The sequence below is a fragment of the Psychrobacter sp. 4Bb genome (assembly GCF_002836735.1).
GTDB lineage: Bacteria > Pseudomonadota > Gammaproteobacteria > Pseudomonadales > Moraxellaceae > Psychrobacter.
In genome coordinates, this window is sequence record NZ_PJAS01000076.1 from 30,342 (window position 1) to 52,773 (window position 22,432).

Annotated in this window: 19 protein-coding genes; 15 read left to right on the top strand and 4 right to left on the bottom strand. The window is 42.6% G+C overall.

What is annotated here, in order from left to right:
* Nucleotides 1–106: 106 nt before the first annotated feature.
* A complete protein-coding gene (gene lolD / locus CXF60_RS13415; protein ID WP_057760792.1) occupies nucleotides 107–787 on the bottom strand; it encodes a lipoprotein-releasing ABC transporter ATP-binding protein LolD in 681 nt (226 codons plus the stop codon).
* A gap of 57 nt (nucleotides 788–844) precedes the next feature.
* Nucleotides 845–2,080: a lipoprotein-releasing ABC transporter permease subunit gene (locus CXF60_RS13420; RefSeq protein ID WP_102092330.1), complete on the bottom strand. Its 1,236-nt coding sequence runs from the start codon at nucleotides 2,078–2,080 to the stop codon at nucleotides 845–847.
* Nucleotides 2,081–2,524: 444 nt separating this feature from the next.
* Between CXF60_RS13420 and CXF60_RS13425 the strand changes: the two genes are divergently transcribed.
* Nucleotides 2,525–3,481, top strand: coding sequence for a hypothetical protein (locus CXF60_RS13425; RefSeq protein ID WP_102092331.1), 957 nt, complete (start codon nucleotides 2,525–2,527; stop codon nucleotides 3,479–3,481).
* Nucleotides 3,482–3,622: 141 nt separating this feature from the next.
* On the opposite strand, the gene CXF60_RS13430 is transcribed toward CXF60_RS13425, so the two are convergent.
* Nucleotides 3,623–4,012 (bottom strand): SCP2 sterol-binding domain-containing protein, encoded by a 390-nt coding sequence (locus CXF60_RS13430; RefSeq protein WP_057760797.1) that lies wholly within the window; start codon nucleotides 4,010–4,012, stop codon nucleotides 3,623–3,625.
* Between the two features lie 866 nt (nucleotides 4,013–4,878).
* Here CXF60_RS13430 and ccoN point away from each other — a divergent pair.
* The 6 genes from ccoN (at nucleotide 4,879) to CXF60_RS13460 (ending at nucleotide 11,063) form a co-directional block, all read left to right on the top strand.
* A complete protein-coding gene (gene ccoN, locus CXF60_RS13435; protein ID WP_057760799.1) occupies nucleotides 4,879–6,360 on the top strand; it encodes a cytochrome-c oxidase, cbb3-type subunit I in 1,482 nt (493 codons plus the stop codon).
* A 9-nt stretch (nucleotides 6,361–6,369) separates the two neighbouring features.
* Entirely contained in the window at nucleotides 6,370–7,008 is a 639-nt protein-coding gene (ccoO, locus tag CXF60_RS13440; protein WP_057760802.1) for a cytochrome-c oxidase, cbb3-type subunit II, read from the top strand.
* Nucleotides 7,008–7,187, top strand: coding sequence for a CcoQ/FixQ family Cbb3-type cytochrome c oxidase assembly chaperone (locus CXF60_RS13445; protein WP_057760804.1), 180 nt, complete (start codon nucleotides 7,008–7,010; stop codon nucleotides 7,185–7,187). The genes ccoO and CXF60_RS13445 overlap by 1 nt, the downstream gene beginning before the upstream one ends.
* Entirely contained in the window at nucleotides 7,187–8,332 is a 1,146-nt protein-coding gene (locus CXF60_RS13450) for a c-type cytochrome (protein ID WP_102092332.1), read from the top strand. The genes CXF60_RS13445 and CXF60_RS13450 overlap by 1 nt, the downstream gene beginning before the upstream one ends.
* Before the next feature lie 525 nt (nucleotides 8,333–8,857).
* The gene (gene ccoG / locus CXF60_RS13455) at nucleotides 8,858–10,267 is read left to right on the top strand and encodes a cytochrome c oxidase accessory protein CcoG (RefSeq protein ID WP_102092333.1); all 1,410 of its coding nucleotides are present in this window, start codon (nucleotides 8,858–8,860) and stop codon (nucleotides 10,265–10,267) included.
* A gap of 214 nt (nucleotides 10,268–10,481) precedes the next feature.
* Nucleotides 10,482–11,063 (top strand): FixH family protein, encoded by a 582-nt coding sequence (locus tag CXF60_RS13460; protein ID WP_057760810.1) that lies wholly within the window; start codon nucleotides 10,482–10,484, stop codon nucleotides 11,061–11,063.
* Nucleotides 11,064–11,160: 97 nt separating this feature from the next.
* On the opposite strand, the gene ttcA is transcribed toward CXF60_RS13460, so the two are convergent.
* The gene (gene ttcA, locus CXF60_RS13465) at nucleotides 11,161–12,267 is read right to left on the bottom strand and encodes a tRNA 2-thiocytidine(32) synthetase TtcA (protein WP_102092386.1); all 1,107 of its coding nucleotides are present in this window, start codon (nucleotides 12,265–12,267) and stop codon (nucleotides 11,161–11,163) included.
* Nucleotides 12,268–12,617: 350 nt separating this feature from the next.
* Between ttcA and queC the strand changes: the two genes are divergently transcribed.
* From queC to CXF60_RS13505, 8 genes are all read left to right on the top strand, one after another.
* Entirely contained in the window at nucleotides 12,618–13,394 is a 777-nt protein-coding gene (gene queC / locus CXF60_RS13470; RefSeq protein WP_102092334.1) for a 7-cyano-7-deazaguanine synthase QueC, read from the top strand.
* Nucleotides 13,395–13,720: 326 nt separating this feature from the next.
* Nucleotides 13,721–14,050: a hypothetical protein gene (locus CXF60_RS13475; RefSeq protein ID WP_057760815.1), complete on the top strand. Its 330-nt coding sequence runs from the start codon at nucleotides 13,721–13,723 to the stop codon at nucleotides 14,048–14,050.
* 175 nt (nucleotides 14,051–14,225) lie between these two features.
* Nucleotides 14,226–14,723, top strand: coding sequence for a peroxiredoxin (locus tag CXF60_RS13480; RefSeq protein WP_102092335.1), 498 nt, complete (start codon nucleotides 14,226–14,228; stop codon nucleotides 14,721–14,723).
* A gap of 159 nt (nucleotides 14,724–14,882) precedes the next feature.
* Nucleotides 14,883–16,373 (top strand): dihydrolipoyl dehydrogenase, encoded by a 1,491-nt coding sequence (locus tag CXF60_RS13485; protein ID WP_102092336.1) that lies wholly within the window; start codon nucleotides 14,883–14,885, stop codon nucleotides 16,371–16,373.
* 147 nt (nucleotides 16,374–16,520) lie between these two features.
* Nucleotides 16,521–17,705, top strand: coding sequence for a mechanosensitive ion channel family protein (locus CXF60_RS13490; RefSeq protein ID WP_180958158.1), 1,185 nt, complete (start codon nucleotides 16,521–16,523; stop codon nucleotides 17,703–17,705).
* A 150-nt stretch (nucleotides 17,706–17,855) separates the two neighbouring features.
* Nucleotides 17,856–20,162 (top strand): bifunctional 23S rRNA (guanine(2069)-N(7))-methyltransferase RlmK/23S rRNA (guanine(2445)-N(2))-methyltransferase RlmL, encoded by a 2,307-nt coding sequence (rlmKL, locus tag CXF60_RS13495; RefSeq protein ID WP_102092338.1) that lies wholly within the window; start codon nucleotides 17,856–17,858, stop codon nucleotides 20,160–20,162.
* A gap of 279 nt (nucleotides 20,163–20,441) precedes the next feature.
* Nucleotides 20,442–21,017 (top strand): TerD family protein, encoded by a 576-nt coding sequence (locus tag CXF60_RS13500; RefSeq protein WP_057760825.1) that lies wholly within the window; start codon nucleotides 20,442–20,444, stop codon nucleotides 21,015–21,017.
* 227 nt (nucleotides 21,018–21,244) lie between these two features.
* On the top strand, nucleotides 21,245–22,312 hold the full coding sequence (locus CXF60_RS13505) for a DUF475 domain-containing protein (protein WP_057760827.1): 1,068 nt from the start codon (nucleotides 21,245–21,247) through the stop codon (nucleotides 22,310–22,312).
* Nucleotides 22,313–22,432 lie beyond the last annotated feature (120 nt).

Sequence of the window (22,432 nt, forward strand, 5' to 3'; positions counted from 1 at the left end):
TGATATATTTTCTTAATAATACAACAATAAACCTTCAATATGATAGCCATAACAAACGCCAATAGATGGCGTTTCGGTCAGTTTTTCGACCTAATATAAAAAATTATTAATACTGCTCCCAATGCCCATTGCGTAGCAACAACTGACGATCAGCAAGAGCAGCCAAATTGCGATCATGCGTCACCATAAGTAGCGCCGTTTGCATGGTGCTTTGTAGTTCTGACAACAGGCCAAAGACGCTTTGCGCATTGTCGTAGTCCAAGTTACCTGTTGGCTCGTCCGCCAAAATAAGCGATGGCTTAGTCACTAGCGCGCGTGCAATCGCTACACGTTGGCGCTCGCCACCTGATAGCTCACCTGGTCTATGCATCAAACGATGCTCCAGACCGACATTTTCTAGAATCTCAACTGCTTGCTTACGAGCATCAGTTGTTGATACTTCTGGACGCATCAGCAATGGCATAGCTACGTTTTCGATTGCTGTAAACTCTGCCAAAAGGTGGTGAAACTGATAAATAAAGCCCAAATGCTTGTTGCGCATAGCTCCGCGCTCAGTTTCATTCATGCTATTTAATAACTGACCATGCAACCAAACTTCACCACTGGTTGGCGTATCTAGACCACCAAGCAAATGTAGCAACGTACTTTTACCTGAACCGCTAGTTCCAACGATAGCGATGCGCTCACCCGCATGAACAGTCAGATCAAGACCAGTCAATACTTGTGTACTGACCGCGCCTTCATCATATATCTTATTGATATTGGTCGCCTCTAAAATGGCAGACATAGCGCTTCCTTTATTTTATTTATTTCGGTATTTATTTCAACAGTTAGGCGTTTGCGATTACTCATAGCGTAGCGTTTGAGCAGGCTGAATCTTAGCCGCTCGACGTGCTGGATAAATCGTTGCCAAAAAGCTCAATACAAACGATGCACCTGTGATTAATACCACATCTAACAAACGCAACTGCGATGGCAAATAATTGACAAAATACGCATCAAATAGATTCAGACCAAAGGCTTGATTAATAAAGCCTAAAATATCGCTGACCGTAAGTGCAAATATCACACCCAGTATCGTACCAGCGATAGTACCGATAACACCGATGACCACACCTTGGACCATAAAGACTTGCGTAATCAAACGAGGAGACGCACCAAAGGTTTTTAAGATTGCGATATCTGCTTTTTTATCGGTCACTAGCATGACCAGACTTGAGACAATGTTAAAAGCAGCAACTAAGATAATCAAAAATAGTAATAGGCCGACCATGGCTTTTTCCATTTGAATTGCCCCAAACAGATTGCCATGGGTCTGTGTCCAGTCATTTGGATATAGCTTTTCAGGTGCGATAGCAGCCGCTTTTTCCGCAGCTATCGGCGCAGTAAAGATATCATTAAGCTTCATGCGTACGCCCTGCGCACCTTCTGGTAAACGCAGTAATTTTGCCGCATCTCCCATCGGGATAAACGCCATAAGGCTGTCTACTTCTGGGCTGATCGTAAAGATGCCTGTCAGAGTAAAACGCTTAAATCGCGGTATCACGCCTGCTGGTGATGGTGACGCTTCTGGCAATACTAGCGTCACTTTATCCCCTATTTGCAGACCCAAGGACTGCACCATCTCCTCGCCCAACACGATACTGAAGTCACCACTTTTCAGAGTGTCAATACTACCTTCAATCATATGTTCATTGATGATGGAGACGTTTTTTTCGTATTCAGGCTCGACGCCTGTCACCATGATCCCTGCGACCTGACCATTTGATGTCAGCATCCCTTGCAGTTGAATGAATGGTGCCACAGCTGCCACTTCTGGGTCTTCTTTGATCTGATCAGCGAGCTGTTCCCAGTCGCCAATAATTTCTGATGAGACCACAGTAGCCTGCGGCACCATTCCCAAAATACGGGTTTTCAGTTCACGGTCAAAGCCGTTCATCACTGATAGCACCGTAATCAATACGGCAACCCCAAGCGTCAGACCAATCATCGAGATGAGTGATATAAAGGAGATAAAGCCATTACTACGTTCTGCTCGGGTATATCGTAAGCCGATAAATAACGCTAAAGGACGAAACATATTCAAACTCTTTATCTTATCTACGTGCGACTTTATATAGGTTGCATAACGAGCAGTAGTAAATGCATCATACAGTTGCTACTACTCACATATAAATCAAACACAAAAACAGGGTGTCAGACGAGCCAATAACAGCTGTCAAAAGGGAGCTAGTTTGACACAAACTAGCTGATATGTGCCAGTCATTAGCAACAACTGAGAGTATTTTTTACCAAAAAACTGGGTTTTGTTATTATTTTTTATAGGGGGCTTGCTATTAGCTGTACCAATACCTATATATTATATGCTAAAGACAATTGTCATTAACCCCTCATTGAGGTTTACTCGCTATTTACTGATAATATCGCTGACCATCATAAACCAATCATTTAAAATGTTGGATGGTACACAAGCAAACACAGTATTAGATACAAACCTCACGCTGACTTAATTTTGAGTATTTTCATGACCATAAATTATCAATACAAAAACATTCAATCTCCTACCAAGATCACGTTGACCGATGAGCAGTCTGCAGGTCACGCCGATCACTGGCGTATTCTGACCGATGATATGAGTCATGATGTGCCTGAGTGGCTACAAAAAATGATCGAAGTCGCTGCTATGCCTAAAGGCCTGAACAACAACGTTAGTGCAAAAGACAGCTGCCTGCTTCTATCAGAAGATCAGCCATGCCATATTAATCAAGTGCTCGCGATGAAGGATGGTAAGCCAGAATGCTTTATCAATGCTTATCCTTGTGTCGATAGTCCTTATGGATTGAACTGTAAAATCGAGCGCGTCATCGCCAATGACAACTCTCATGATGCAGTGCTACGCTTGCGTACCGCCGATGGCAGCATTATTTATGCTTTTGATCAGCTCTATACGACCAATCGTCATTTGTATCAGCGCGATACGTCTTATTTCGTTAACTTTAGCGCATGGGCGCACGAGATTAAGCTAAGCGAGCAAAACGAAGTCATCATGGTAGAAGACCAAGAATCTATCCGCTATCACCGTGCGTTTAACGATATCGTCGCGGCTAATGACGGAAAAATTCCAGACGATCTGCAAGCGCAAATCAGTGAATGGAAACCTGAGACCGAAGAACAAATGGCACCGGTCGAAATCAACTTAGGACACATGTGCGCTTACTTGTTTGGCGATACGCTAGGACAAGAAGATGAAGCTTGGTGTCAGGGGCAAGTGCTTGGCAAGCAAGAAACCGTGTTTAACGATAAATCTGTTATATTGTTTGATGTGGTGACATTACGTGAGCAGGATGCAGATCCTTTTGTAGTGCGTGTCGGTGCGCTTAATACTGCTGAGACTAATAGCATTAAAGTACATGACTACGTCCAAGCAAACGTATGGCTACAAGCAGCGATATACAAAGAAAACCAATCAAAAGCTAGCTAACCTGTTTGAGAAGCTTTCCACAGCTTTTTATGCCTATTTGATTACGCAATAAAAAAGCCCCTAATATGAATTAGGGGCTTTTTTGTGTCTTATGAAATTTTACAGTTAAAAACATAGCGTAAAAGTCGTATAAATATGCGATTAAGCCATCGTCGTCATTGATTTGATACGAGTATATAGTTCCTTTTGCTCTGCACTTGGACGTGCAGTCTGTACTGCCATCAACTGTGACATATCGCCTTCGACACGGATTTTGCCACTCATAAACGCACCCATGATTTGATTGGTATCAAAATCAGTGATGATAGACTGTAGGATATCGCGATCTAATAGCAGTGTCGTCGTTGCATTATCGTTCAAACCGCGATGCAGCAAACCATTTGCAAAATTGGCTTCGATAGTTTTATCAGCTTCAGCCACTTTTAGATTGACGACCATATTGGCAAGTACTGGCGGCAAATTTAACTCACCTGCTTCGTTGCCCATTTTTTCTACTTGCTCAAACCATTCATCTGTCAAAAAAACTGCCATATTATATTATCCTTAATTGATATTCTGTCAGACCAATATCCCTTGAAGTATTATTAGCCTAACTATTAGAATTATTAAAATGATTGCTATCAATAGACCTATGCAATACATAGCCATTAATGACGTTCAGCCTCATTATAAAGGGCGACTTGATAAGAAGTAAAACCTATTTATCGGCTCAGCAATGTTATTGTTACAAAACTTCTTTGCAAGCCTACGCTTATGTCTAGCGAGCGCTTCCCCTATTCAATCAAAATAAGCATCTAGAATAGTGACAAAATTGTGTATAAAATAGAGGAGTAGCACAGCAATAATAAGTTGCTCGCTAACATTTATACCAAAGAGTTTGTATTTTGGCGCATAGTTCTGATGATATTTAATTAGGATTGCGTTACAATACCCTTAAACAGAGTCGGGAGTTTTAACCAAACATTACATAATCGTGTTTTTTGTCAGCCGCCGCTAGCATACATCTATGGTCAATGCGTTTTAATAGCCCTATAGATATGGGTATCTATCTTCATTAGTACAGATTTTTTCGTAATAATTAAGATACATATTTAGCCTTATGAGATGTTTGATGCTCAAAACGGCGCGTCTTCTTATTTACCTTGATGATCTATTAACAATCCTACTATCGATTGACCTTGAGTAAGGTGCATGAAGTGCCTATTTCTATTTATTAGTATTAACTGATAGACAGTAAGGGCCTAAATCGATAGTTAATGACGTCATTGCGCTAAATAAGCCAAAAAACAACATGTGTTGGCACCAGTATAAATATGAATTTGAGAGTATTTATAGTGCAGACAGCATAGATTGTTGGTTAATTCTGTTGATAATTCGGGCTGTAAAGGAATCATCCAATGAGTTTACAAAACACAGCAGTCGCCCCAGTTGACCGTGAGTATGAAATTACTATCGTAAGATTTTTTACGATCATGGCTGTCGTTTGGGGCATCGTCGGCATGAGTCTTGGTGTCTTCATTGCTTCACAGTTAGCATGGCCAGCACTCAACTTTGACATTCCATGGCTGACCTTTAGTCGTTTAAGACCGCTACATACCAATGCGGTCATTTTTGCGTTCGGTGGCTCTGCCCTGTTCGCAACGTCTTACTACATCGTTCAGCGTACCTGTAAAACGCGCTTATTTGCGCCATACTTGGCTTGGTTTACCTTTTGGGGTTGGCAAGCGGTTATCGTATCCGCCGTTATTACCCTTCCTCTAGGTTTGACCTCGACTAAAGAATACGCTGAGCTTGAGTGGCCTATTGATATCTTAATTGCCTTGGTATGGATTTCTTATGCCATCGTCTTTTTTGGTACGCTCATCAAACGTAAGACCTCACATATTTATGTGGCTAACTGGTTCTTTGCCGCCTTCATCATTACGATTGCACTACTACACATCGTAAACAGCATGGCGATTCCTGTTAGTGCGTTCAAATCTTATTCGCTATTTGGCGGTGCAACTGATGCGATGGTGCAGTGGTGGTACGGGCATAACGCGGTAGGTTTTTACTTAACGGCAGCCTTCCTTGGAATGATGTATTATTTCGTTCCTGTACAGATTGGCCGTCCTATCTATTCTTATCGTTTGTCTATCGTTCACTTTTGGGCATTGATTGCTTCATATATGTGGGCCGGTGGTCACCATTTGCATTATTCAGCGCTTCCTGATTGGACGCAGTCTCTTGCTATGGTTTTCTCAATCATCCTATTCGCACCATCTTGGGGTGGTATGATCAACGGTGTACTAACGCTATCAGGTAGTTGGGATAAGCTGCGTACCGATCCGATCATTCGCTTTATGATTGTTGCATTGTCATTCTACGCAATGTCGACGTTCGAAGGCCCAATGATGTCTATCAAAACAGTGAATGCGCTATCGCATAACACGGACTGGACAGTTGGTCACGTACACTCAGGCGCACTTGGCTGGGTTGGTATGATTACTATTGGTTCGCTATACGTACTGTTACCACGTATTTATAACAAACCGAAGATGTACTCTATCAGCTTAATCACCACGCATTTCTGGCTTGCGACTGCAGGAACGATTTTCTATATCGTGTCTATGTGGATCTCAGGTATTGGCCAAGGCATGATGTGGCTGGCTACTAACCCAGACGGTACTTTGGTATATAGCTTCGTTGATACTGTTGAATTCTCGCATTTCCCATATATTGGCCGTGCATTTGGTGGCTTCTTATATGTATCGGGTATGTTTGTAATGGCTTATAACTGCTATAAAACACTCAAAATGCCAGAAGGTAAGCCTGTAGATGTCGCTGATCCAACGGATCATGAACCTAGTGTCGAAAAACCTTCGACAGCTAACGTATAAGGAGCGATCATGGCTGGTACACCGCATGAAATTATTGAAAAAAATACAGGCTTGTTAGTCATTGGTATCGTGATTGCTATTAGTTTTGCAACGCTAGTTGAAATCGTGCCATTGATCTATGACAACAAGGGTCCTGAAGAAGGTGGGGTGAACGCTCCCCTTCCTGCTATGGAGCCTTGGACAGCGCTTGAATTTGAAGGTCGTGATATTTATATCCGTGAAGGATGTCACGTTTGTCATACTCAAATGGTTCGCCCATTACGTGCTGAGGTTGAACGTTATGGACCATATTCACGTGCCGCCGAGTCGACGTGGGATCATCCATTCTTATGGGGATCGAAACGTACTGGACCAGATTTAGCACGTGTTGGTGGCCGTTATTCTGAAGATTGGCAAAAGCAACATTTGATCAATCCACGTTCGCTAGTGCCTGAATCAGTTATGCCAGGTTTCCCTTGGTTGGCGACTAACGAAGTAGATGGCGAAAACATTCAAGCTAAAATGCGTCTATTCCGCGATCGCTTCGGTGTTCCTTATACTGAAGAAGACATTGAAGGCGCTCCAGATGCAGTGCTTGGCGCTACTGAGCTTGACGCTTTGGTCGCCTATCTACAGCAGTTAGGTACCGCAATGGAAGGACAGCGCTAATGGGTATTGGTGAATTACAAACAATTGCGACCGTTTCTGCCTTTATTGCCTTCGTAGGCGTTGCATGGTGGGCGTATTCGCCAAAAAACAAAAAACGCTTCGAAGAAGATGCACAACTTGCGCTTGATGACGAGGATATAAAATCTCTGTCTGAAGAGCAGCGCAATAAGGATAAATGATGACATTTTTTTGGAGTTCTTGGATCACGCTAATCAGTTTCGGTTGCTGGCTTTTTATTCTTGGCGTTCTGTTGTTTGTACTAAAATACAAACCAGACGTTGAGGAAGACGGTACTACTGGTCATGAATACGATGGTATCCGAGAATACGACAAGCCGCTTCCTAAATGGTGGTTGGTGATATTTTTTGGCTCGATCGTTTGGGGTGTGGCGTACTGGGTATTCTTTCCAGCTATGTTCCCGAAACACTGGGAAGGTATCGCCACCGTAGAAGTTGACGGTGAGACTGTACCGTGGACCTCTAAAAACGAGTTGTTCAGTGAGCTTGAAAGTAACAACAAAGTATTTACCGACAACTTTGAAAAAAGCATTTTGGTAAAAGCAGATGCTGCAGGTGCGACTGCGACACTTGGTACGCTAAACGAGTTACAAGCGACCATGCGTCGTAGCGAAAACCCACCAGCAGATCTACAGACTAAAATTGACGAAAAGGTTTCAGAACTTGCTCCTTATGTCGAAAAACTGTCTGAAAACCCAAATGCGTTAAAAGTTGGTAGCCGCTTGTTCCTACAGAACTGTTCTGTATGTCATGGCTCTAACGCTAAAGGTGCGACAGGCTACCCTAACCTAACAGACAATGATTGGTTATATGGCGGCGAAGCTAGCAACATTCTGACTACGCTACACAATGGTCGTATCGGCGGTATGCCTGCTTGGCGCGATCAGATTGGCGAAGACGGTGTACGTGCAGCTTCTGAGTATGTATTGTCACTATCTCCAAACAACGGTAGTAAGAGTAACGGTGAACTTGATCAAACCTTGGTTAATCAAGGCGAAGCTATCTTTAAGCAACAGTGTGCACTATGTCACTCTGAAAGCGGTAAAGGTATGATTTCAGCAGGTGCACCGAACTTGACTGACAATATCTGGTTATATGGCGGTGAGCGTGAGACTGTACGTAATACATTACGTTATGGCCGTGCTGGCGTTATGCCTCAGTGGGAAACTAAGCTAGGTAATGAGCGTATCATGCTACTTGCTGCTTATATCTACTCACTATCAGATAAAACAGGCAAATCACCTGCAGCAGCACCAGTTACTGCTGCTACTCAGCCTGTAGCAACTGAAGAAGCAGCTGCTAACTAAGACGTTGTTACTGTACTGAATATGAATGAGATTTAATGAAGGGAGAACTGTTGTTGCAGTTCTCCCTTTTGCGTATAGCGGTATTGATTTTCATTTAGAAATGACAATGATGAGCGGCTATAAACACTAGAAAACGTTCTCATATATTCGTTGCTTTTTACGATTATCACCCCATTATTAGTAGGGAGAATGTTAGAATAGCTATTCTTTAAATAGTCCATTGGTCATGGCTTGATATCGCTCTGACTCAATCACATAACACGATAGTCAACTTCACATAATTAGATACAGGCTCGTTTAGCCTACTACTTGTAGTACTTTTACTCCCCTTTGCTTGTATCAAAACTATGTTGAACCGACTATATTTACAATCGATCATTTGATAAGCAGATTAGAAAGTTTTTTATCGAATTTTTTATCCGCTATTTACTGACATTGATAACATCATACACTCATATACCTCGACGCTAGAGGTGTTTGTTCATCATGCCAGCAGACTGATTCTTTTTTTAAAGAGGCACGTTTATGTCAGCACAACAATCCAATAAAATTCCTGTACAACAAGTCGACCTTGATGCAACCAAGCATCGTGTACACCCGAGGTTTGTCACAGGTTTTTATCAAAATATTCGTGTCATCACGATGTATGCTCTTTTGGCGGCTTTTTTACTTTTGCCATGGCTGCGCTATAATGATAGACAAGCGATATGGTTTGATGTGCCATCGCAGCATTACTATATTTTTGGTTTGACGTTTTTGACGCAAGATTTTTATTTTATTGCTGCATTTGCCATTATTGCCGCGTTTACGCTGTTTATGGTGACGGTATATGCAGGACGCGTTTGGTGTGGTTACGCCTGTCCTCAAACGATATGGACCCATCTATACCAATATGTTGAAAAATGGGTGATTGGCGATCGTAATAAACGCATCAAGTTTGATAAAGCGCCATTAAGTGCGAGCAAAGTATTCAAACGCACGGTTGTGTATTCAATTTGGTTCTTGCTTTCTGTGATTACAGCAGCGACCTTTGTTAGTTATGTGGCGGGAACAGACTCTCTATATCATAGCTGGCAGTCAATAGGAATGATTCCTTTCCCTGATTGGCCAACATGGGTATGGGTTTCAATGTTTATCTTCACCTTCGCTACTTATGCCAATGCAGGCTACATGCGTGAGCAGATGTGTGTACAGATTTGTCCTTATGGCCGCTTTCAGAGTGTGATGTTTGATAAAGACACATTGATCGTATCTTATGATTATGAACGCGGTGAGCCTCGCGGTGCTCGTAAAAAAGGCACAAATCCAGAGCACCTGGGCGACTGCATCGAATGTACCATGTGTGTGCAGGTCTGCCCGACTGGTATCGATATTCGTGATGGTTTGCAAGTTGGCTGTATCCAGTGTGCGGCTTGTATTGATGCCTGTAATGAGGTGATGGACAAGGTCGGCTATCCGCGTGGCCTGATTCGTTATACGACCGAACGTCAGCTAGCAGAAAAAGAGCCAAGCCGCGTACTGCGCCCACGACTATTTGCTTATTTGACATTATTAGCCGTACTATGTGGCGGCGTTATATATGCGTTAACCGATCGCGTGCCCTTGGAAATTGATATCCGCCGTGACCGCAATCAGTTATCGTCTATCAACAATCAAGGCATGATCGAAAACAGCTATATTGTTAAGCTAACCAATAAGACACAGGATGCTCATACCTATACGATAACGCTTGCACCGCAAAAAGGGTTGAGCTTAGAGCTACGCTTTAATGATGTACCATTAGAAGCGGGCGAAAGCTTTGATATGCCAGTCAGTATTTATGGTGATCCTGACGTGATAGAGTTTGGCCAAACGCCTGTCACGCTAAATGTGAGCAGTGAAAACGGCAAGTACAAGGTAAGTAAGCAAAATATCTTTACGACCCAAGGTCAGTAAATCATTAGCAGACCTATTGTTTAATTTCATGTATATCATTCGGTAGTCTGTAGCTAGTGCAAGTAGTTAAATATCTATTCTAGCTAAAGACTATCGAATAAATGTTTTACAATTAAACTGGCAGCACTCAGCCGCCAAATTATCCGTTGATACCATTTGTAGATGTCTAATGAACAGCTATCTATTGAATGCGTATCTGATGCATAGGTATTTTATGTCTACTCCAGCACCGAACTTTAAACATCAAGATAAGCAGCCATGGTATAAAAATTATATGGTCGTTATCTTTGTGATTGGCATGCCTGCTGCGGTCGTGATCGCTTGTATTTGGTTTGTTTATTACTCTTACCAGATCCGTGATAGCGTGGTACGTGACGACTGGTATATGGATGGCAAAACGCTCTATCATGATGTGTCTCGTGATAAGCTCACGTATGACTTAGACTTGCATGGACAAATGCAGTTTGCAGAAAATGGCGATATTGTGTTTTATCTTAACTACCCTGAGCAAAGCGTCCAGTCAGGCAAGCTGCTAAACGGCACACCACTTACTTATCCTGATACGTTGGAACTTTCTATTTCTCATGCAACGGATATCAAAAAAGACCGCGATGTTGTCCTTAAGCATGTTGAGGGCAATAAATACAGTGCACAAGTCGATATTGATCCTGTAAAAGCCAAGTATTACCTACAGGTTAGCAACGACGGTAAAGATGATTGGCGTATGCAAGATGTCGCAAAACTGCCTCGTTCAAAGGTCAGCTTTGACCCACTACCAGTTTTTGCTAAGAGTTAATACTGTTAGTAGCACTTAGACGTGAAAAAACCAGCCACTCGTCAGAGATTGGCTGGTTTTTTTTGAGCTATTTAATATAGCCCTAATTCATAAACTACTAAATCACAGGGTTAATCGTTGGAATTTTCTGTGCTTTACGCTCGTTTTGTGCGGCTTTATCCGTCTCTGTTGAATAAGGCTTATCACTAGCGAACTTAGGATTGAACGTTTGCGTCCTTGGCGATACAGGTAAACCAATCTCAGCCAAACTATCTGTCTGACCAGCTTGAATATTGTCGCCTTCAAATAAACGCTCATCATTATCGCGATCAAGACTGAGTGTTTCAAAATCAAACAATTCACGATCAGCTAACTGTGATGGCGCGACGTTTTGCATTGCTTTAAAGATAGACGCCAAACGCTGCGGGTGAGCATCATCCCATTCACGCAGCATATCGTTGATGATGGCGCGTTGTAGATTGGTCTGGCTGCCACACAGGTTACAAGGAATGATTGGGAATTCCTTTAATTTGGCGTACTCAATAATATCTTTCTCTTCGACATAGGCCAATGGGCGAATCAGCATATTTTGCTTATCATCGCTCAGCAGTTTGGGCGGCATGGATTTGAGCGCACCCCCATGGAATAAATTCAAAAAGAAGGTCGCCAGCATATCGTCACGGTGATGGCCAAGGGCAATCTTAGTCGCGCCAATTTGTTTAGCAAAACCATATAGTGAACCGCGGCGCAGACGTGAGCACGCCGAGCAGTAAGTCTTGCCTTCTGGCACCACGCTTTTGACGATGCTATAGGTGTCTTTTTCTAAAATATAGTGGGCGATGCCCTGCTCGTTTAGATACGCAGGTAAGATGTCTTCCGGATAGCCTGGCTGCTTTTGATCAAGATTCACCGCGACGATATCAAAATGAATCGGTGCAATGCGTTTTAGCAGTAGTAAAATATCAAGTAAAGTATAGCTGTCTTTACCACCCGAAACACAAACCATCACCACATCGCCATCTTCAATCATGTTGAAATCACGGATTGCCCAAGAGACTTGGCGACGCAGCTTCTTTTGTAGTTTACGAAAGTACGCTGATTCGGTAGGTACTTGCGCATCGGCAAACTGCTCGTCAATCATGTCCTCATCATTGCCATCTTCAGAGACGTCATCGTACTCTCTACTATCAGTATCGGTGTCCAAAGCCTGACTATCAAAGCTCATTGCATCAGATACATCATTAGCTTGAGAAGGAATATTTGGCGTAAATAAGGTTGCTACGGTCATAGGTTACTCAATATCTTTATAAAGGTGATTTTACTATAAAGCGATTTTCGATAAGGCTTTTAAAGCATTATCACCGATGTCAGGTGACTACTACTTTAAAAGCTGCGATTATAACAAATATTGCTAACAGATTGAAAAGATGACAGTAATACCGACTTTATTTTATTGCAGTGCTATGTAAACTAGCTTTGACAGCTTAGTGACGGGTGATTGCTCGCTTCGTGGTTCTGTAGTAGACGTATTTTTGCTAAAATAGCCGTTTTCGTAAACCAATAATAGATATCACTATGACTAACGTTACTTTGCAAGACACCCCCAATCAAGTATCAGATGCTGATTTAGCTGCTCTTACCAAAAGCCAAAATGCGGTTGTCCTTTTATCAGGCGGTCTCGATTCGGTGACTTGCTTATATTGGGCAAAAGCACGCTATGCATCAGTGACAGCAGTCAGCTTTAACTATGGTCAACGTCATAATAGTGAACTTGTGGCCGCAAAGACCATCGCTGAGACAGCAGGTGTCAATCATAGAGTCATCGATATTGATATCGCACAACTGGGTGGTTCATCACTAACAGATCACAGCATGATTGTGCCAGACGGTAATTCGGACAAATTCCCTAGCAAGAAGCGCGACGAAATCGATAACGACGCTATCCCAAATACCTATGTGCCTGCGCGCAATACTATCTTTTTATCATACGCGTTGGCAGTCGCCGAAGTCGCTGATGCCAATCATATCGTCATCGGTGTCAGCTCAGTTGACTATTCTGGCTACCCTGACTGTCGCCCAGAGTATATAGCTGCCTTTGAACATATGGCTAACCTTGCGACAAAAGCAGGCGTCACTGGTCATCGCTTATCGATTCAAACGCCATTGCAGCAATTATCAAAAGCCCAAACCATTGAGCTTGGTCTATCACTAGGTGTCGATTACGGACAGACGATTTCTTGTTATCGTGCAGATGCCAACGGTCTTGCTTGCGGTGTTTGTGATAGCTGCGCATTGCGTCGTCAAGGCTTTGCCCAAGCTGGCGTAACTGACCCTACTCATTATCAGTCTTAATTAATTTTAGTCGGTCCTATATAGACTGGATACAGTATAAGGCGCGCTTATTCCACTATCCTTCCTTATGTTTAAATCATATCGAACTGACTATGCATTAATGCTAAATATTGCGTGAAATGGTGATACCCATCAACATTCGTGCAACATTCGCTTGCATTAATACAGCACGTCGTTCTTGTATTCTAATCGACATACTTGCTATCGTATGAACGATTATATTTATCGAAAGATGTACCTGACGATATCGGTCACTCATATATTGATGAATTGACTTTGCATTTAGCAAAAGATAAAAAATTGACGCTACCCGTAAGAGGAAATTTATGAAGTTGTTGCCAGTACTACCCCTAGCCTTAGCGGCCCTGTTTGCCATGCCACAAGCCAACGCTGCTGACATTAAGCAAGACAATATCAATTCATGTGTCAATGGCGCAGTCAAATACAAAGTCGCTGACAAAAGCAACGCAACCAAACTATGTAACTGTACTATTGGTGTGCGCAGCAACATGACTATCGGTCAAATGTGGGAAATCGAAAGCTACGCACAAGACAAGAAAGACCCTTCTAACCTGCCATATGTGAAAGCGATGCAAAAAGATTTGCAGCAGTGCACCGTTGGTTTGGATTTGAAGAAGCCGCAAAAACCTGCTTAACTTCTAATCGTTTGATATACAAAAGACTGGCTATTGCCAGTCTTTTTTGTTGCCAATGAATGGGCAAAGTGTAAAACTGATTATTTATTTCTACTAATCTGCCTATAATAAGAACACTATAAATAGAACCATCATTAAGCCAATACACATAACTAAAACTAATAAGGATTTTACAATGGCCAAGCCAACAACAGAAACCATTCACCTACCTGATTTTCCAGTAACTATAGTACGCAAGCTTGCTGGCAATTTTATTCATGATGAAATCAATTTAAAAGAAATGGTCGCTAATACTGATAAAGGCTTGATTCTCTATTTTTATCCCAAAGACAACACGCCAGGCTGCACCACACAGGCAACAGAGTTTACCTCGCACCTTCATGACTTCGATGAATTGGGCTACGACATTATTGGCGTCTCTCGTGATAGCGTTGAATCTCATGAAAAATTTATCGATAAGTATGACTTACAGATTCCACTTATCAGTGACGCTGATGAAAAGCTATGCCAGTATTTTGATGTTATCAAAGAAAAAAATATGTACGGCAAAATTACACTAGGCCTTGTACGTTCAGCATTTGTATTCAATAAAGACAGTGAGCTGACTCATGCACAGCGTAACCTACGTGCCAAAGACTATACCAGTCGCTTACTGACTATATTGGCGCCGTAATTATTGGTGCCATAATTATTGGTTCTGTAATTAAGTCAGTATTATTGACGTTATGGTTAAATCAGTATTGATCATAAAAACCATAAAAACCGAATAAAAAATATAAGCCAAGCATTCAGTCTATCACTGAATATAACCTTGTCCCTATTAAAGAATAATATGAATAAACAATCTGGCACGACCACTGACGATACGCCGAAAGAAGTCACGCGCAAAGTATCTGTCGCTATTATTGGCGCGGGTACCGCAGGTCAAAATGCTTTTCGCCAAGCGAGTAAAATCAAAGATGACGTAATCATTATTAATGAAGGATTTTGGACTACGACCTGTATTGCGGTCGGCTGTATGCCTAGTAAGCTGTTAATTGCAGCGGCGGATCGCGCACATGATGCCAACCATTCTGCTGAATTTGGTATTCATACAACCACGCAAATAGATGGAAAACGCGTAATGGAGCGTGTACGTGACGAACGCAGTCATTTTGCAAGCTACATTAAAAAACAAGTAGACAGCTGGCCTGACCATAAAAAAATTGACGGTCGTGCTCGTATTAATGAGCAAGGGCTAATCGAGGTCAATGATGAGCTGATTGCTGCTGAGCAAATCATTGTCGCCACAGGTAGCTCGCCGTTTATTCCTGATGGATGGGCGGATAAGCTTGGTGATACCATGCTAACGTCTGATAGTGTCTTTGAGCTTGAAGACTTACCAAAAACGATGGCTGTCGTCGGTGCTGGTGCCATTGGTCTAGAGCTTGCACAAGCATTCACACATTTAGGTGTGGAAGTTACGCTGCTAAACCGTGCCAAACAAGTGGCTGGTCTAAAAGATGATGATATTAATAATAAAGCCATGGATTGCTTAAGTCATGAATTGACCATGCATCTAGGCAGCAAAATTACCGATGTAGGTACACAAGCAGATGAAGGTAATAAAAGTGCGTTTATCAAATATGAAGACAGCGCTGGTGAGTCTCAGCAATGGCAAGGTGAGTACGTCTTAGTTGCTACTGGTCGTCGAAATAATATTAAGCAGCTAGGTGTCGAAAACTTAGGCGTTAAGCTAGACGATAAGAACCGCCCAAAAAACTTGAGTAAAAAAACAGGTCAGATTGGCGACTTAAACGTCTATATCGTTGGTGATGCCAATGCTAATATTCCGTTACTGCATGTGGCTAGCGATGAAGGCTATAGTGCAGGCAGTATGGTCTGCGAAAATACAGAAGCGGCTTATATTCGCCCACCTGCGACACCTTTTTCTATCGTATTTTGCTCACCGCAAATCGTCAATGTTGGTATGTCTTTACCAGAAATCCAAAAAGATTCAGAACTCGAATTCGTTATCGGTAGCGTGAGCTTTGATAATCAAGGACGCAGCCGTGTGATGGGCGTCAATTGCGGATTGCTACATATCTATGGTTGCAAAAAGACAGACAGAATTTTAGGCGCTAGTATGGTCGGCCCTGACGCTGAATATATCGGTCATATACTTGCTACAGCAATTACCAATGATCTAAGTATCAAAGACATGCTCGACACTCCTTTTTATCATCCAACGATACTAGAGGGACTACGTACTGCTCTACGTGATGTACAGTACAAAATGGAGATACCTTTCCAATCTCAAGACGCGCAAGAAGACAATTTTTAATTTACAGTTAGGTCTTGCTCTAAAAAATAGAGTTAGGCTTAGTCATCACTCATGCTATATTTGATTGACTAGACAACTTGAGGTGACGTGTGACCGGACACCTCATTTATCAAACCTTGTATACACACACCCTGCATGGACGAAGCAATGTCAATCGCTAGTGTTACCGACTTTTTTAAAGAAATCATTCGTGACCTACATACTAGTCTCTACCTTGCGCTTGGCGGATCTATAGATGAAGAGTCGCTCAATTGGTCTTCTCAAGCAGTAGAGCTTGCTAGCACTGGCATAAAGATCCTAATACTGCTTGCGGTATTGGGATTTTTTTATTGGTTGGCCAATTATATTCTCAAGCAAAGCAGAGCCAAAATTCGTTTAAATGATCGCCGCACCAAGATTATCCGTTCAGTTTTGCGCTATGTCTGGATTGTCGCCAGTCTGATAGCGATTATGAGTCAGATAAACTTTGAACCAGAGACCATCAAAGCCACCGCGAAGGCAAGCACTTGGGCAGGTATCTATTACGTACTTTGGGCATCATCAGGACAAATCATTCACAGAGTCCTACAGCATTATGGTCTCAATGCTTCCATAGAGCAGCTACTCAAAAATATTTTATCTGTACTACTACTGGTACTCGGGCTTGCCAGCGTCATGGCGCAATTTGGTTTTGACATCGTATCGTTAGTGGCGGGTTTAGGTATTGTTGGTTTGGCGGTTGGTTTCGCCGCTCAGTCTACCCTTGCTAATTTTATCGCTGGTATCACCATTCTGCTTGAGCAGTCTTTTCAAGTCGGTGATTGGATTCATATCAATGATAATGAAGGGCGGGTGGTACTTATCGCCTTGCGCACCACTCATATCCTCACTCGAGACAATATTACTGTCATTATCCCAAACTCCAACGTTGCCTCATCAGAAGTCATCAACCTAACTTCCAAAAACTTTATCCGTTTTGATATTCGTGTACGTATCGCATTCGAAGATGATATTGAGACAGCTCGCAAGGAAATCTTGCAAGTACTCAGCGATACCGATGCGGTGCTTAATCGTCCTGAGACCTCAGCTACTGTGGCAGAAATTGGTGAGTACGGGGTGTTCTTTATCGTACGTTTTTGGGTCAAACCAGCAGCCGTTGCCCGCATACCCAAAATTAAAGAAGTGCTGCAAGAAGAGATTAAAATCGCGTTTGATGCTGCCAACATTTCTACGCCCTATCCGCATATGCGATTGCTGATGCCAAAAGATGTTGACTACCCTATCGCGACTAAACCCTTTGCAACCACTACTCAAATCGTCCCAGAGGAATTACCACTGACGAAAGGTGAGTAGAGAATTTGTTTTCCCGTATTTGACTATCGCATCTTAAAATCTTAAACACGGCTACTTTGAACCATCCTACTGTGAATTATGGTAAAATTGCCGGTTACACCGATTATCTTATTATTTGCTTTTTTGTCAATTTAGCCCACAGGTACCCGTATGACCGAACAAACCGCGCCCGCATCTCTAACAGCAGCTTCACCAGAGTTGTCGCTTGATCTTATTATTACCTGTGCCGATGGGCTTGAGGCACCACTGCAGACTGAGCTAACCAGCTTTGGCATTGACAGCGAAATCAAAAGTACCGGCCGTCTAGCCGTAACTGGTGGCTTGCGTGAGCTATATACTATTTGCCTATGGTCACGCGTGGCCTCGCGGGTATTGATGCTGATTAAACGTAAAAACATCAATGCAGAATATGACGTTGCGGAGCAGCTATATGGCTTGGCAAAATCGGTCAATTGGACTGAGCAGTTTAGCCTAGAGCAAACCTTTGCTATCCGTCTGTCTGTCGATAAGCGTGTCGCCGTCAGTCAGCAGTTTGCCATGCTACGTATTAAAGATGCGATTGCCGATACGTTTAACGAAGTTTACGATAGCCGTCCTAACGTCGATAGCAAAAACCCAGACTTCTCTGTTTTTGCAACCATCAATGATAAGCAAGCTGAGTTGTATTTAGATTTATCAGGTACCAGTTTGCATCGCCGTGGTTACCGTGTGGCTATGACAGAAGCACCATTAAAAGAAAACTTAGCAGCTGCCCTACTTTATAGTTCTGGTTGGCACAAGAAAAATGAAGCTGGCGATGCACCTTTCTATAATGCGTTAATTGACCCAATGTGCGGCTCTGGAACTTTCCTTATCGAAGCGCTATTGATGCATTGCGACTATGCCGTGGGTATCGACAAAGCTGCCAATCAATTTGGTTTTTATCAGTGGCAGCATCATGACGAGACGTTATGGCAAGAAATGATCGATGATGCTCAAACACGTTTCCGTGAAGCATTAGAGATTGCCAATGAGCAGCCTGATACATTGCCGCTTATGCTGGGCTTTGATGCTGATAGTGGTGCGATTCTTGCTACAGAGAAAAACCTTATTGCCGCAGGTTTACAAGACCTTTTACCGCTACTCGATATCGAACATCGTGCGCTTGACCAACTTAGTAACGTGCTCAAGCCATTAGTCAATGATGGTCGATTGAGCAATCCTTTGGTCATTACCAACCCACCGTATGGTGAGCGTTTGGGTGATGAAGAAATGATTAAGCCGTTGTATCAAGCAATTGGGCTGATATTGCAAGACAGCTTTGCCGGTAGTGGCATTGACCCGATGCTTGGCATATTGGCCTCTCATGTCGAACAAGTAGATATTCTACCGATTAAAGAACCAAAAACTTTACGCTGTCATAATGGTGCTATCACCGTCTATTTCCGCTACGGAACGCTTATCGCTGGACAAACGGGCAATCTTGTTAGTCGTTTTGAGAAACGCGAGATTGAAGTAGAAGATGGTCAAGACTTTATTAATCGTCTGCAAAAAAACCTTGCTAAGCTCAAGAAACTGGCCAAAAAAGACAATGTAAGCAACGTTCGTGTTTACGATGCTGATTTACCTGATTTCAAAGTCGCGATCGACTTGTACGGTGATTATGCGCATGTGCAAGAATATGCGCCGCCAAAGACCATCCCACCTGAAACTGCAAAGAAACGCTTTAACTTGGCATTGATGGGTATCCGTGAAGTCTTTGATATTAACCGTGAACAGATCTTTATCAAAACGCGTGCTCGTCAGTCTGGTAACGATCAGTACAGCAAGCAGAACACCACAGAAAAACGTGGCAAGTTTCATGTTGCGCGCGAAGATGGTGCCTACCTGTATGTCAACTTTACAGATTACTTAGATACTGGTCTGTTTATCGATCACCGTAATATGCGTGCTCGTATCAAGGACAACAGCCACGGTAAAGCAGTACTTAACCTGTTTGCTTATACTTGTACCGCAAGTGTGCATGCAGCGCTTGCTGGTGCGAAGAAGGTCACTAGCGTTGACTTGTCACAGAACTATCTAGATTGGGGCAAACAAAACTTTGTCTTGAACGGTTTGGACGTTAGTCGCAATAAGTACCAGTTCGTTGCTGCCGATATCTTTGAGTGGATTAAAGACAATACCGAACAGTTCGATGTTATCTTTATTGACCCACCGACCTTCTCAAACTCTAAGAAGTTTCAAGGTACTTTTGATGTACAGCGTGACCATGCTGCACTGATTAATCGTGCAATGAACCGTCTCACCTCTGATGGCGTTTTGTACTTTTCGAACAACTTTACGCGTTTTGAATTGGATGAACAGCTGACTCAGCGTTATGACATCATTGATATCACCCAAAAGACCATTGGTTTTGATTTCAATATTAAAAAGCCGATTCATCAAAGCTTTGAGATTCGTCATCGTCAAAGTCTATAATTCGAAGTCTTAAATTTACAGTTTAGAATCTAAAGTCCGTAAACAGGATTTTGATAAATAAGACTATAGATTTATAAGGGCAATATAAGTACCTGAAACTTCTGTTTTTTGCCGAATGTATATGAAATATAACAATGACCCAATCAGCTTTGATTGGGTCATTTTTTGTTGCTATGATAGAGCGTTACTAGGCGATGGATTTGCGCAGTTATTGCGTAAGCATCGCCTTTTTTCGATGACTTTATAAAACCACTAACGTCTAATAAAAAGGATAACACCATGGCTTTATCACTTAATAAAGGCGGTAATTTATCGCTAACGAAAACTGACCCAAATTTAACCAAGCTACTTATCGGTCTTGGTTGGGATGAGCGTGCCACTTCTGGTGCTGAGTTCGACCTTGATGCTAGCGTATTTTTGCTAAATGGCGCGGGTAAAGTGCGCGGCGATCATGACTTCATCTTTTATAATCAGCTGAAGTCTGACAATGGCGCTGTCGAGCATACTGGTGACAACCGTACTGGCGAAGGCGACGGTGATGATGAAGTTATCAAAGTAAATCTCACTCAAGTACCTGCAGACGTAGATAAAGTAGTCGTGACAGTGACTATTCATGACGCGGCTGCGCGTAGCCAGAACTTTGGTCAGGTCGCAAACGCCTTTATCCGTGTCGTTAACGAAGAGACTGGCACTGAAGTCGTACGTTTTGATCTAGCAGAAGACTACTCTGTAGAGACAGCGATGGTGTTTGGCGAAGTATATCGTCACAACGGCGAATGGAAATTCCGTGCTGTTGGTCAAGGCTACTCGGGCGGCTTGCAAGCGATGTGTCAGCAATACGGTGTTGATATCTAAAACCATTATTTACTGGTATTTAGTCTGTTATTAGTCACTGTCATCACGTCCAAAATAGCAAACCGCCATCGTTGCAAATAGTCACAATTTTTAATGGCCAAATGACTAGTAATGCTTTACGTTTCGTTTAAAATTATGCATAAAAAGTGGTTAGTACTAACCGCTTTTTTGCGGTTCATGCCTATACTAGGTAGACCTTAGCTTTACGCAACCATACAGGATGTGTCATGAGACATTTTTATTTAGACTTTATCTTCACCGCAATTGCTTTGGCAATAGCAGCATGGTGGGGATATTCACATGGCGGTATGGGTGGCATGATAGCCACTCTTTCCATTACCGCTATTTTGGCCGTCATGGAGATTTCATTATCTTTTGATAATGCGGTGGTCAATGCTTCAGTCCTTAAGGGCTGGGACGAATTTTGGAAAAAGATATTTTTAACCGTTGGTATCCTAATCGCCGTATTCGGTATGCGATTGGTCTTCCCTATTGTCATCGTCGCGGTTACTGCTGACCTTGGTATGATGGAAGTTATCAACTTGGCTTTATATAGCCCTGAAGAGTACTCAGCAAGACTGATGGCACACCATGCAGAAATCTCAGCATTCGGTGGTATCTTCTTACTATTGGTATTCTTGAACTTTATTTTTGATGACAAAGAAGTACATTGGTTTGACTGGCTTGAGAGCCGTTTAGCCAAGCTAGGTAAAGTCGATGCTATGAGCGTATTTGTAGCGCTTATCGTCTTGATGATCGCGGTATCATGGGCCAATGCAGAGCAGTCAAGCGCTGTCCTAATCGCAGGTGTTTGGGGTATCTTGGTTTATCTGGGCGTACAGGTTGTATCGGGTATGCTTGAGGGCGATCTGGAAGAAGACCTAGAAAACGAAGAAAATGGTTCGGGCGCTGCGGCGACCAGTGCCATTATGAAAGGTGGTATCATTGGTTTCTTATACTTAGAAGTCCTAGATGCCTCATTCAGTTTCGATGGTGTGATTGGCGCATTTGCAATTACTAATGACGTGATTGTTATCATGTTAGGTCTTGCGATTGGTGCGATGTTCGTACGTTCTATGACTATCTTCTTGGTAGACAAAGGCACGCTTGACGAGTTCATCTATCTTGAGCATGGCGCACATTATGCAATCGGCGCATTGGCACTGATTATGCTATTGTCAGTGAAGTTCCATGTGCCAGAGATTATCACTGGTCTGATTGGTATTGCCTTTATTGGTTGGGCGCTGCTAGCGTCACTTCAGCATCGTAAAGCTGAAAAAGCAAGCCTAAACTAAAGCGTGTTCTCAGTGTAGTCTGTATCTAGTTATACATCTAAACAGGTCATATCATCAGGTATGGCCTGTTTTTTTTCACACTATTTTTGCCTTACTATTAGGTCATATTGAAGCCCCAAG

What these genes read in the sequence shown, in the direction of transcription:
- lolD (WP_057760792.1), bottom strand. Translation starts at nt 787, where the DNA reads ATGTCTGCCATTTTAGAGGCGACCAATATCAATAAGATATATGATGAA.
- CXF60_RS13420 (WP_102092330.1), bottom strand. Translation starts at nt 2,080, where the DNA reads ATGTTTCGTCCTTTAGCGTTATTTATCGGCTTACGATATACCCGAGCA.
- CXF60_RS13425 (WP_102092331.1), top strand. Translation starts at nt 2,525, where the DNA reads ATGACCATAAATTATCAATACAAAAACATTCAATCTCCTACCAAGATC.
- CXF60_RS13430 (WP_057760797.1), bottom strand. Translation starts at nt 4,012, where the DNA reads ATGGCAGTTTTTTTGACAGATGAATGGTTTGAGCAAGTAGAAAAAATG.
- ccoN (WP_057760799.1), top strand. Translation starts at nt 4,879, where the DNA reads ATGAGTTTACAAAACACAGCAGTCGCCCCAGTTGACCGTGAGTATGAA.
- ccoO (WP_057760802.1), top strand. Translation starts at nt 6,370, where the DNA reads ATGGCTGGTACACCGCATGAAATTATTGAAAAAAATACAGGCTTGTTA.
- CXF60_RS13445 (WP_057760804.1), top strand. Translation starts at nt 7,008, where the DNA reads ATGGGTATTGGTGAATTACAAACAATTGCGACCGTTTCTGCCTTTATT.
- CXF60_RS13450 (WP_102092332.1), top strand. Translation starts at nt 7,187, where the DNA reads ATGACATTTTTTTGGAGTTCTTGGATCACGCTAATCAGTTTCGGTTGC.
- ccoG (WP_102092333.1), top strand. Translation starts at nt 8,858, where the DNA reads ATGTCAGCACAACAATCCAATAAAATTCCTGTACAACAAGTCGACCTT.
- CXF60_RS13460 (WP_057760810.1), top strand. Translation starts at nt 10,482, where the DNA reads ATGTCTACTCCAGCACCGAACTTTAAACATCAAGATAAGCAGCCATGG.
- ttcA (WP_102092386.1), bottom strand. Translation starts at nt 12,267, where the DNA reads ATGAGCTTTGATAGTCAGGCTTTGGACACCGATACTGATAGTAGAGAG.
- queC (WP_102092334.1), top strand. Translation starts at nt 12,618, where the DNA reads ATGACTAACGTTACTTTGCAAGACACCCCCAATCAAGTATCAGATGCT.
- CXF60_RS13475 (WP_057760815.1), top strand. Translation starts at nt 13,721, where the DNA reads ATGAAGTTGTTGCCAGTACTACCCCTAGCCTTAGCGGCCCTGTTTGCC.
- CXF60_RS13480 (WP_102092335.1), top strand. Translation starts at nt 14,226, where the DNA reads ATGGCCAAGCCAACAACAGAAACCATTCACCTACCTGATTTTCCAGTA.
- CXF60_RS13485 (WP_102092336.1), top strand. Translation starts at nt 14,883, where the DNA reads ATGAATAAACAATCTGGCACGACCACTGACGATACGCCGAAAGAAGTC.
- CXF60_RS13490 (WP_180958158.1), top strand. Translation starts at nt 16,521, where the DNA reads ATGTCAATCGCTAGTGTTACCGACTTTTTTAAAGAAATCATTCGTGAC.
- rlmKL (WP_102092338.1), top strand. Translation starts at nt 17,856, where the DNA reads ATGACCGAACAAACCGCGCCCGCATCTCTAACAGCAGCTTCACCAGAG.
- CXF60_RS13500 (WP_057760825.1), top strand. Translation starts at nt 20,442, where the DNA reads ATGGCTTTATCACTTAATAAAGGCGGTAATTTATCGCTAACGAAAACT.
- CXF60_RS13505 (WP_057760827.1), top strand. Translation starts at nt 21,245, where the DNA reads ATGAGACATTTTTATTTAGACTTTATCTTCACCGCAATTGCTTTGGCA.